This window comes from Achromobacter sp. ES-001 (assembly GCF_019448355.1).
Taxonomy (GTDB): domain Bacteria; phylum Pseudomonadota; class Gammaproteobacteria; order Burkholderiales; family Burkholderiaceae_B; genus Achromobacter; species Achromobacter spanius_B.
In genome coordinates, this window is the sequence record NZ_CP079940.1 from 3,028,304 (window position 1) to 3,040,269 (window position 11,966).

Consider the following 11,966-nt stretch of genomic DNA (forward strand, 5'->3'; position numbering starts at 1 on the left):
CGTAACCTGCGGCGGGCGGCCGGCGGCGGCGATTGGCGCCGCCCGCTGGCACTACATGGATTGCGCCAGGATTTTCACCGTGGAAAGGATCTGCGCTTCAGTGTGCATGCAGGAAATGAAGAAGCGTAGTCGCGCGGTCTTCTCGGGCACCGCTGGATAAAGAATCGGTTGCACATTGATTCCGTGCTCGAACAGCACCGAGGACAGGCGCGTCGCCTTCAATGAGCTTCCCGTAATGGCAGGCACTACCGCCAGCCCGGAACTGGTGCCGGTGTCGATGCCTGCCGCCTTGGCCTGTTCCAGGAAGAACTTCCCGCGCGCTTGCAGTGCTGCCACGCGATCCGGCATCTCCTTCATACGACGCAATGCGGCCAGCGACGCCGCGGCGACGCTGGGCGGCATGCCCACGCTGTACAGAAAGCCCGGGGCCAGAAACTTCAGGTGTTCCACCAGGGCGGTTTCTCCGGCGATATAGCCGCCGCATCCCGCCAGCGTCTTGCTCAGCGTGCCCATCCAGATGTCGACGTCTTTGCCGTGGACGCCAAAGTGCTCGCGTATGCCGTAGCCGCGCGCGCCCATGACGCCCAAGGAGTGCGCTTCATCAACCATAAGGAACGCGCGATGGCGTTGCTTGATCTCGATGAAGCGGGGCAGATCAGGGTAGTCCCCGTCCATGCTGTAGATGCCTTCCAGCACGATCAACACGCGTTCGAATTGATGGCGTTGTTCGTTCAAAAGCGTGTCCAGCGCTTCCCAGTCATTGTGCGGGAAGCGCAGGCGTCGCGCGCCTGATAGCTGGATGCCTTGAAGTACGCTGTTGTGGATCAGTTGGTCATGGAGGACAAGGTCGCGGGGGCCGAACAGATAGCCGATGGTGGAGACGTTCGTGGCGTGGCCGCTGACGAACGTGATGGCGTCGTCTACGCCGTAGAGCGCGGCAATTTCGTGTTCAAGTTCCCGATGCACGGGCCGCTCGCCAGAGACCAAGCGGCTGGCGGACACCGACGTGCCGTAACGATCAATGGCGGCCTTCGCGGCTGCGGTGACGATGGGGTCACCCGACATGTTCAGATAGTTGTAACTGGCGTAGTTGATGAATTCGCGGGTTCCGATCTGCGTGTCTGCGCCCGCCGTGCCTTCGTGGAGTTTGAAGAACGGATTCTTGACGCCCATCCGGTTTGCGCCGTCGTTGAGGATGCGTAGCTGCTGATAGCCGGGATGCAAATGAAAGCGGTAGTGCTCGTCTGGGATTTCCGCCTTCTTTTCTGTGGGACGCGCGGGGGCCTGGCCGCCCGGGGCGGCAGCCTGACGCAGCTTGCGCTCCAAGGCCTGCTGGATCAGCTTGTCTTTGATCCCGGCCGCCAGACCGGGCAACTTCTTCATGGTGCTCAATTAAATCCGACCTACTGAATCATGCGTTGAATGGGCTGACTGCCGTTCATTTTTATCTCGCCGACCAGGGCGGAAACGGTGCTGGAAGACACGTCAATTGCGTGGCTCGCCGCGGCTTGTTGGACGCTGGCTGCCACGGTGTCGCAAGGTTCGTGATCTTCATTACGTAGCAGCAGAGCCAACCGCTCTGCCAGCTTGGCCGGCGTAGGGCTTTCGTTTAGCGCCATCACAGGAAGGCGGATGCCGAAGCGGCTTTCCAGTGCAACCACCAGCTCAACGCCCATCAGCGAATCCAGGCCCATGTCGTAGACGGAACGCGTGGCTTCGATTTTGTCAGGCGATACGCGCAGGATTTCGCCGATTTCCATCTTGAGCATTTCGGTAAAGCGATCGTGCAGCGTGCTTTCGTCCAGGGTGGCGAGCATCTGCGCTATGTCGTCGGCACCGCCTTCTTCGTCCGTGCTGTTGCCGGATCGACGGGCAAGATCCGAGAATTTAGGCAGGCCCGCCGTGGGCAGAAAGCGGCTAAGCGCGCGCCAGTCCAACTCCAGCACACCTAGCCCAGAGGCGTCCGACACAAGCATGTCTTCCAGAGCGTCCAAGGCCACTTGCGATGCCAGCGCGCCGCCACCCATGCGTCCTTGCAGGGCGTCCTTGATCTTCTGATTGCGTGCCAGGAATCCGACGTCATCGATGGCGCCCCAGCGCACGCAGGTGGCGGGAAGGCCTTCAGTGCGGCGCTGGGCGGCCAGGCGCTCCAGCCAGGTGTTGGCAGCCACGTAATTGCTTTGTCCGGGGTTGCCGAACAAGGTGGTGGCCGACGAATAGAAGATGAACAGGTCCAACGGCAGCTTGCGCGTCAGCTCGTGCAAGTGCTGGGCGCCCAGCACCTTAGCGGCAAGCGTGCGTTCAATTTGTTCGGGCGTGGCGCTGCGGGCCAGGCCATCGTCGATGACGACGGCCGCGTGGACGATGCCCTTCAGGGGCGGCAACGTGCTTGCCGTGTCCTCCAGCAAGCGGGCCAGGGCCTTGCGGTCGGTGACGTCGCAGGCGGCGGCATGCACGCGCACGCCTTGGGCTTGTAGGGCCGCGATTGCGGCTTGCGCGGTGTCGGTGGTGGGGCCGCTGCGGCTGATCAAGATAAGGTTGCGGGCGCCCTTGTCGGCCAACCACTGGGCGGTGCGCAGGCCGAAACCGCCCAAGCCGCCGGTGACAAGGTAGGTGGCGTCGGCGGGCAGTGTCAGGCCGGCGCGTTGCGGGGCGGCGGGCGTGTGGATGCCGCTGATGCCATTGCGATAGGTGATGACAATCTTGCCGATCTGGCGCGCCTGCTGCATATAGCGGAACGCATCGACGATGTCGTTGGCGTCAAACACGGTATAGGGCAGGGGGTGCAACGCGCCCTGGCGGAACAGCGCCATCATCTCCGCGAACAGGCGTTGCGTCAGGTCCGGCCGTTCGTTCATCAACTGATCGGCGTCGATGCCGAAGTAGCTGATGTTGTTGCGGAACGGGCGTAAGCCGATGCGGGTGTTTTCGTAGAAGTCGCGCTTGCCTAGTTCCAGGAAGCGGCCAAAGGGTTTCAGCACCCGCAGGTTGCGGTTGATGGCTTCGCCGGCAAGGGAATTCAATACGACGTCGACGCCCCGGCCGTCTGTGTCGGCCAGTATTTCGTCGGCATAGGACAACGAGCGCGAGTCATAGATGTGGCGCACGCCCAAAAGGCGCAGCAAGTCGCGCTTTTCGTCTGAGCCCGCGGTGGCGTAGATTTCCGCGCCCAGCCATTGCGCAAACTGGATGGCGGCGATGCCGACGCCGCCTGCGGCCCCATGGATCAGGATCTTCTCGCCTTCTTCCAGCCGCGCAAGGTGGTGCAGCGCGTAGTAGACCGTGAAGAAGGTGCTGGGGATGGTGGCGGCCGCTTCGAACGAGAATCCGTCCGGGATATGGGAAATGGCGCTGGGCTTGGTCAGCACGCGGTCGCCGAAGCTGGCGGGTCCGAAGCCCACGACGGCGTCGCCAACGGCATAGCCGTCCACGTCGGCACCCACGCGGGTGACCGTGCCCGAGAATTCCAGGCCCAATGTGGGTCCGGCAAAGCCGTTTTCGATGGCCTCGTCCGATAACAGGCCCAGGGCGTACATGACGTCACGGAAGTTCAGGCCGGTGGCTTCGATGCGAACTTCAAGTTCGTCGGCCGCAGGCATCGGCCCCGGGCAGGATTCCCAACGCAGGTTGCGCAATTGGCCGGGAAATTCAAAGCCCAGTCGTACGGCCCGCGACGCATCGGCGTTGGGTGAAGCGGGCGCTGGACGCGCGACTTGCTGCAATCGCGGCACAAACCGAGCGCCGTTGCCGTCCAGAATGATTTCGTCCTCGCCATCGGTCCAAGTCAGTTCGCGCGTTAACGCGGCAGCCAGTTGTCCCGCTTGCAACAAGGGCAAATCGACCATGCGGATGCGGAAGCTGGACGCCTCGTTGGCCAGCGTACGGCCGTAGCCCCATAGCGCGGCGTCGTTCAGCGCGTGCATGCCTGCTTCTGGCGTAGGTGAGCCAAGCAGGTATTGAGCGACGTCGGCGGTGATTAGCCACAGCGTTGCGCTTGTTCTGCTGCGTTCGCAAGCCCGGACGACCGAGGCTGCCACGTGGCAGCGGCGCGTCTGCTTGGACAGCAGTTCGCGGGGTGTTTCATTGGCGTCGGCCCAAGCCAAGCCGTCCAAGTGCACGATATGGTCTACGGCGCCGGCGGCCTCGTCACGTAGCAGGTCGTCCAGGGCATCGGCGTCGATGCCGGCGGCGATGCGCACATGATGACCTGCGTCGGTCAGGCTCGCCATCAACGCCTGGGCCAGCCCGGCGCCACTCTCTACATTGTGGTCCGCCAGAATCAGCCAGTTGGCCGCGCTGGCCGGCGCGGCTGGCAACGGCGCGGCAGTCTCGTCGGAAAGCAGCCGGGCCGTCAGCAGATACGCGCCCGTGGCGAACGATTCAGAGAAAGCAAGCGGGCTATCGCAGCTCAGGCCCGCGGTTCGGAGCTCTTCGATCCAGAAGGCAGCGGATTGTTGTGTAGACAATTGCTCGCCATTTTCGCCGGCTTGCCACCAGCTTGGGGACGCGCCAAAGACGAAATCCCCCCACGTCGCTGGGTGGGCGCCGCACAGCAAAAGGATGCCGTCGGGCCGCAAACTGGCACGAGCGTGCCGCAGCGCCGCCCGTGCGGCTTCCAGCGTGTCGAAGTCGCAATGGAAGATAGCCAGATCGCAGTGGGCGAGCGCGATATCCTGGCCGTCGCCAACAAACTGCGTCCGCGTATTCGGATAGCGCTCGGACTGCTGATGGGCAACTTGCTCGAGCACGTCGCGGTCGTTCGATGCAAAGCAATAGTCGGCCACGTTGAAGTCCAGTGCGTTGCAGCAGCTGGACCAGAACAGAGGCGCGGCCTGGCCGATTTCGATAACGGCCACGCGCTGCCCGGGCAGGCGGCGCGATTGTGCCTGCGCCAGCGCCGCCTGCAAGGCAGATCCCAGGCGTTGGCTGCTTGCCGCACCAAGCGCGCTGCGCAGGATAGTTGCAGGCGTGGTCGCACGCGGACAGATGTCCTGCAGCTTGGCTTCGCCGCGCAGCAAGGCGGGCAAGTGCAGGCCAACGCGCCCAACGGCATGCACGATTGGTGAGTAGTCGGGATACTCGCGCAGCAATGTGTTCCAGATATCGGCGGATCCGCTTTCGGTGCTGGCTGGCGCGGATAGCTGGACGCCGGCGGGACCGGCTTGGGCGCAGCCTGCGCCGGTCAAGCGGCCGATGCTGTGTTGTAGAAGCAGCCGGCTCTCCGGCGCCAGCCGGTGCAGCTCTGTGATGAGGCTTTGCGGCAGCAAACGGCCATCGGGCGCAAGCTCGCGCAGCGCGTCCAACGAGAACCCATCGCACAGGCTGTCCAACAGCGGGTCCACCTCTTGCGCGTAGCGGGCGTGGGCGTCCTGGCTGCCATCAACGGCAATTGCGTCGGCCAACGCCGCACGCAATGCCGCATGGTCAAGGGGGTTGGGGCCAAACGGGGCATGGGGGCGCGGCGTGGCGACGGCATTCAGAAAGCTAAGTTGGTCCGCCGCAGGCTTGCGTAAACGAATGCTGCGAAACCGCGCCTGCTCGACAATGGCGATGGGTTCACCAGCCTCGTTGAACAGCTCGAAGCAGGCGGTCAGCGAATGCGGAGCGCGACGTTCAAGCCGTGCGCGGGCGGCTGTGGGTTGGCCGGCGTTTGCGCGCAGGGTCAATCGCCCAATCTTGGAAGGCACGAACGCGATGCCCCGGCACATGGCGGGGTCGTTGCGTAACAGCTGGATGATCAGTTGAAATGCGCAGTCCAGCAGTGCCGGGTGCAGGTGGGTGCTGGAAAGTTCACCGGTCAGGCTGTTGTCGGGCTGGAGTACGGCTAGCACGCTATTGTCGGATTCCTGCCAGCCATGGGACACGGCGCGAAACGCAGCGCCGTAATCCAGGCCGACGGCGCGTGTCAGCGCGTCGTGCGACGCGCCGGTGAACTCGGGGGGGCGGCTGGGCAAGCTAAGCCCGGCACTCGACAGCCGCGTCAGCCCGGGCTCGCGTAGCAAGCGCCCGCTGGCGTGTGTCACCCAAGGCTCAGTGCTGTTGGCCTCTTTAGCGGTGATACGGAACCGGCCGTCGGAATCGTCCAGCATCAGGCGCGTCAATTTACTGGGCGAGGCATTTAGCAGTAACGGGGCGTGGATCTCAAGCTCTTCAAGCTCAGCGCAGTCTGCCGCATGCCACTGCAAGGCAGCCGCCACGCCAATCTCGACAAAGCCGGTGCCGGGAAAGACCACGGCGTCTCCCACGACGTGGTCCGCCAGCGTCGGGTGCGACTGCGTATCCAGGCGGTTTTCCCATGTGTGTTCGTGTTGCGGCATACGGTAGCCGAGCAACGGATGCGAGAACCGCCGCGACAGCAGGCCTAATGATTCCGGCGTAGTGGGATGCCAATGGCGTTCACGCTGCCACGGGTAGGTGGGCAACTCGACCTGGGGGCCCGTCCAAGGAAACAGCGATTGAAGATCAATCTGACCACCACCGATGATGACTTGGCCTGCCGCAGTCCAGATTTTGTCGGGGTCGTCTCCACCGCGCGTTGATGTAGCAAGCGCGCGACCCTCGATTCCAGCCGTTTTGAAGGCATCGTTCAGATAAGAACGCAGCACCGGATGCGGGCCGACCTCCAGAAAAACGTTGTAGCCGTCCGCAGTCAGTGCATTGGCGGCCTGTTCGAAACGAACGGGTTCACGCACATTACGCCACCAATAGCCGGCGTCCAGTTGTTCGCCAGCCAAAGTTGCACCGGTGACGGCGGAATAAAACGGTACGCGGCTGGATCGGGGCTGTATTTGTGTCAGCGATTCCCGAATGCCGGCCTCGATGGGATCCATCGCGGGGCTGTGAAAAGCGTAGTCCAGATCCAGGCGGCGGAAGAACATCGCTTGCTCGGCGACCGAGCGCTCCAGTGCGTCAAGGCCCTCTGGAGCTCCGGCAACGGTTGAGCCGCGGCTGCTGTTGAATCCGGCCACGTCAACGCTGTCGCGCAGGCCACTCAAGGCGATCAACGCCTGTGCCTCTTCTCCGCTGATGCCCAGCGCGGTCATGCGGCCGTTGCCCTTGGTCTGGCCTTGCAAGCGGCTGCGCTGAAAAATCACACATACCGCATCGGGCAGGCTCAGCGCCCCGCACGCCCATGCCGCGGCGACTTCTCCAACGCTATGGCCCACAACGGCCGACGGCACGACGCCGCGTTGCGCCAACATGCGCGTGATGCCGACTTGAAGGGCGAACAAAGCAGGTTGCGCAATTTCAGTGCGCTGGTAGCGGTCGTCGCCGTTTGCGCCCGCCAATTCCTGGCGCAGCGAGAAATCCGCATACTGCGAGAACAACGCGTCGACTTCGTCGATTGCCGTGGCGAACACCGGATCTGCCAACAAGCGGCTACCCATGTTGGCCCACTGCGATCCATTGCCGGCATAGACCATTACGGGACCGCAGGCGCGATCAAGCGCTGTACCCGCTACGACGCCGTGATGCGCGTCGACGCCATCGGCAAACCGCTGGAGCTGGTCGGCGACCGCGTTGCCCTGCGTGCCGAAGACCACGGCGCGTTCAGGATGCCAGTCGCGCCGCATCGCGGCGTGGTAGGCGGCGTTGTACAAAAAACGCGCGGGTTGATCGCGCAGCGCGTCGGCCATCTGGCGGGCGGCGGCTCTGAGTGCCAGGCCTGACTTGCCAGACACGATCACCGGAATGGGCGCGGTCTTGGCCATCTTCTTTTCGGTGGTCGGGCTGCAATCGGGCGGGCTCTGCAAAATTACGTGCGCGTTGGCGCCACCAAAACCAAAGGAGTTCACTCCGACGACCAGTGAGCCCGTCGAGCGCAGCTTGCGATTCTGCGTGACGACGTCAAGGTTCCAGTCTTGAAATTCGATCTTCGGGTTAAGGGTCTTGATTCCGATCGTGGCGGGTACGACGCGGTGCCGCAATACATACATAGCCTTGACCAAGCCGGCTACGCCGGAGGCGGCTTCCAGGTGTCCCACATTGCTCTTGACCGAGCCAATAGGCAGCGGGGCATCCTTGCTGCGTTGTTGCGCAAGGGCGGCGCCGATAGCGCGGGTTTCGATCGGGTCCCCCACGGCGGTACCGGTGCCGTGCGCTTCCAGGTAGTCGATCTGCGTGGGCGAGATGCCGGCCCGCTCGTAGGCTTGGCGCATCAAGGCGGCTTGCGCGTCGGCGCTGGGCACGGTCAGGCCTGGTTTGCGGCCATCTGTGTTGACCGCGGATCCCGCAACTACGGCCAGAATGTTATCGCCGTCGGCAATTGCTTGGTCCAGGTCTTTCAGCAGAAAAATGCCGCCGCCTTCGGACCTGACATAGCCGTCGCCAGCTGCGTCGAACACGTTGCAGCGGCCGCGCGGCGACAGCATCGACGCCTTGGAGAAGGTAATGAATCCATAGGGGTGCAGGTGCAAACTGACGCCGCCCGCCAGAGCTTGACCGCATTCGCCGGATACGATGGCGCGACAGGCTTGATGAAATGCCACGAGTGAAGACGAGCATGCCGTGTCCATGGCGATGCTGGGGCCGCGCAGGTCGAAAAAGTATGAGAGGCGGTTGGCGGCGATGCTGGCGGTGTTGCCGGTGGCGGTTGAAGCGTCTATGGCGCCCAGGTCTTCAGCAAGCCGATAAGCGTAATCAGTGCTTGCGATACCGATATAGACGCCACAATTCGACCCCCGCAAGGATGACGGGCGCACGCCTGCCTGTTCAATGGCCTCCCAAGTCATTTCCAGCAGCAAGCGTTGCTGCGGGTCCATGAGCGCGGCTTCGCGAGGTGAAATGCCGAAGAACTCGGCGTCGAACCCGGCCACGTCGCCGATTGAGCCAGCGGCAAACGTGTAGGCCGTGCCTGGATGATCCTTGCCGCGATGCAAATAGGCATCCGCTGACCAACGGTCCGCGGCAACTTCCGTGACCAGATCGCGACCCGCAAGCAAATCCGTCCAGTAGTTGTCGGTCGTGGTGCTGGGGAATCGGAACGAATGTCCGATTATGGCGACGCGCTTAGCCATGCAGTGTCCTTCTATCCCGGCCGCTAGACGACGGGAATTTGAGAATGCGGCGATGCCGCAGGGAGAGCAGGGGCGCTGATAGCTCGAAAGGAGCGATAGACCGCCCGTACATCAGATCGACTGGATCTGGACGCGAAGGTCACGCAGGGCCAAAGTGGCCCGAGCTGCTGCTTCTCCGTTGTGCTGCCATCGCGAGGACGGCGCCCCTCATCCGCTGGACACTGCATTGGCGCGGCTGCCGGCGCACCACCAAAACGCTATTTGTCGTCATTACTTGGTATTGAAGTCCCACAGTGCAAGCATGCATTTTCTTGTGATCCGATAAGGACGCGTCGGCATGGTCTGGAGCACCGCGGAAACAATTTGATTTAAACGGAATGATTTTACTGTATGGCGGCGATACAGACGCCGCATGCGACGGCATGTTACCCGCTCATGCGCTGCTGACTCCGGGCGCAGGCAATATTTGCCCCATGCCTCCTCCTAATTCCGCCCACGCTACGCCCCGCTTGATTAGCCGTAGCATATCAACCGTTTGTAACTTTCCTGGAGCAAGATTAATCAAAACGCTTCTTTCATTGCAAAAATTTGCGGCAATAGAATTCGTGCCCGTCACTTTCGCAATAGTTCATTGTGTGGCGCTGTTACTGCCTAGCTTGGCCAGCGCTCATTGCCCGGCGGAAATAAAAACGCGCGCTGGCTAGCGCGCGTCAAGACGTCCACAAAGGGCAAGTTCAAAATATCCCACACGCCGGCACCGGCGGGATTCTCTTCGCCGGCGTCGGGATCCTCCAGGACGCCCGGCGTCTCAGCGCCCCAAATATCTTCAACCCCTGCGGCCATTCCTCCAGCCCGCTTTCCGCGTTGATATGCCCCGCACCCGAAAGCACCACGACCCGGCTGCCCCAATCCTCGGCAAACTTGCGCGCGCGTTCCAATCGGCAGTAGGGGTCGTCGTCGCTGGCCACAACCACGCTTTGAAAGGGCAGGGGTTGGCGGGGGATAGGTGCGAAGGCGCGCAGGCAGGCGGGGGCGTCGGGGCGTTCGACGTCGGCCGGGGCGACCAGCAGCGCGCCGGCGACTTTGGCGCGCAGGGGGATGGGCAGGGAGGCGCTGATCAGGCAGCCCAGGCTGTGGGCGACCAGCAGGACGGGGCTGCGCGCGCGGTCGACTTCGGCGGCCAGCGTGGACACCCATTCGGCGGGCGACGGGTTTTCCCAGTCGCGTTGTTCGATGCGCACGGCATGGGGCAGCGTGGCTGCCCAGCGGGATTGCCAGTGCTCGGGTCCGGAGTTTTTCCATCCGGGGACGATGATCGGTTGGAGTCTCATGGCGGCCATCTTGCCGCGCGGCGCTTGTAACTCAAACGAATATATCGTCTTTTGCATATACCGCACCGGGTATAAGGCCAGGCCAGCCCGGAATGCGGCCTGCCTGTCCGACGTAGCCCTACCGGAAGGCAGCCCTTTCTATCAAACGTTGCCCGGGCTGAAGCAGGCGCCGCGTATCGAAGAAGGCTTTGCACGATGCGGCACCACCGCGCCCGGACCCCGCCGGAAGTCGGGCCGGATGGGCATAAAAGCCGCATTTTTTCGGTGTATGCTTGCCGTGCAAAAGCACCGTGGCGGGGCGTGAACTTATTGGTATCCGGCGTCCGCCCGCTACGAAAACCAATGATTAAAGCGATTAAAGGAGTCCACTCATGAAGCCAGTATTTCGTCTGACCCCGGTCATCGCGGCGCTGGGAGTCGCCGCTGGCCTGACGTTTGCCGCGGGAGCGCACGCGCAAACCATCAAGATCGGCGTGGTCGGCCCCACCACGGGCGCCGTTACGCAATATGGCGACATGGTCCGCGAAGGGGTGGATACCGCCATTGAACGCATCAACGCCGCAGGCGGCGTCAACGGCAAGAAGCTGGAAGCCGTGGTGATCGACGACGGCTGCGAGCCCAAGCAAGGCCCGGTTGCCGCGAACCGCGTCGTGAACAGCAAGATCGGTTTCGTGGTGGGCCACGTGTGCTCGGGCGCGACCATCGCTGCCGCTGATATCTATAACAACGAAGGCGTGGTCATGGTGACGCCGTCGGCCACGGCGCCCGCGGTCACTGACGGCAAGAACTACGAGTTCATCTTCCGCACCATCGGCCGCGATGACCAGCAAGGTCCCGCCGCCGCCAAGTTCGTGCTGGAAAAGATCAAACCCAAGAAGGCCGCCGTGCTGCACGACAAGCAGTCGTATGGCCAGGGCATCGCCACCGCCGTCAAGAACGACCTGGAAAAGGGCGGCGTGCCCGTCGCGATTTTCGAAGGCGTCAATGCCGGCGACAGCGACTACTCGGCTGTCATCACCAAGCTCAAGGCCCAAGGCGTGGACTTCGTCTACTACGGCGGCTACCACCCCGAAATGGGGCTGTTGCTGCGCCAGGCCGCCGAGCAAGGCGTGAAGGCCAAGTGGATGGGTCCGGAAGGCGCGGGCAACCCGGACATCAACGCCATTGCCGGCGATGCCGTCGAAGGCATGTTGCTGACCCTGCCGGCCGACTTCACCCAGAACGCCGCCAACGCAGACATCGTCAAGGCGTTTGAAGCCAAGAAGCGCAACGCGGGTGGCGCGTTCCAGATGACGGCTTACACGGCCACCCAGGTCATTGCCGACGGCATCAAGGGCGCCGGTAGCGACGACCCGACCAAGGTTGCCAAGTACCTGCACGCCAATTCCTTCGACACGCCGATCGGCAAGGTGTCGTGGAACAAGCAGGGCGACCTGACGAACTTCCAGTTCGAGGTCTTCACCTGGCACAAGGACGGTTCCAAGACCGTCTATAAGTAATACCCGGCAAGTAATACCGGGAAGTCATGCGCGGGCGGGCGCAAGCCCGCCGCTGCATAAGAAAACGGACCGCAAGCCATAAGGCGCGCGGTCCGTTTTTTTATTGCCGGGCAGGCGGG

At 62.9% G+C, this 11,966-nt stretch carries 4 protein-coding genes; 1 reads left to right on the forward strand and 3 read right to left on the reverse strand.

Annotated features, from left to right (window positions below):
* Positions 1 to 51: 51 nt before the first annotated feature.
* From KYT87_RS13730 to KYT87_RS13740, 3 genes are all read right to left on the reverse strand, one after another.
* A complete protein-coding gene (locus KYT87_RS13730) occupies positions 52 to 1,383 on the reverse strand; it encodes an aminotransferase class I/II-fold pyridoxal phosphate-dependent enzyme (protein ID WP_219992471.1) in 1,332 nt (443 codons plus the stop codon).
* A gap of 20 nt (positions 1,384 to 1,403) precedes the next feature.
* A complete protein-coding gene (locus KYT87_RS13735) occupies positions 1,404 to 9,017 on the reverse strand; it encodes a type I polyketide synthase (RefSeq protein ID WP_219992472.1) in 7,614 nt (2,537 codons plus the stop codon).
* A gap of 734 nt (positions 9,018 to 9,751) precedes the next feature.
* On the reverse strand, positions 9,752 to 10,348 hold the full coding sequence (locus tag KYT87_RS13740; protein ID WP_120157478.1) for an alpha/beta hydrolase: 597 nt from the start codon (positions 10,346 to 10,348) through the stop codon (positions 9,752 to 9,754).
* A gap of 371 nt (positions 10,349 to 10,719) precedes the next feature.
* On the opposite strand from KYT87_RS13740, the gene KYT87_RS13745 reads away from it, so the two are divergent.
* Entirely contained in the window at positions 10,720 to 11,847 is a 1,128-nt protein-coding gene (locus KYT87_RS13745; RefSeq protein WP_046806307.1) for a branched-chain amino acid ABC transporter substrate-binding protein, read from the forward strand.
* Positions 11,848 to 11,966 lie beyond the last annotated feature (119 nt).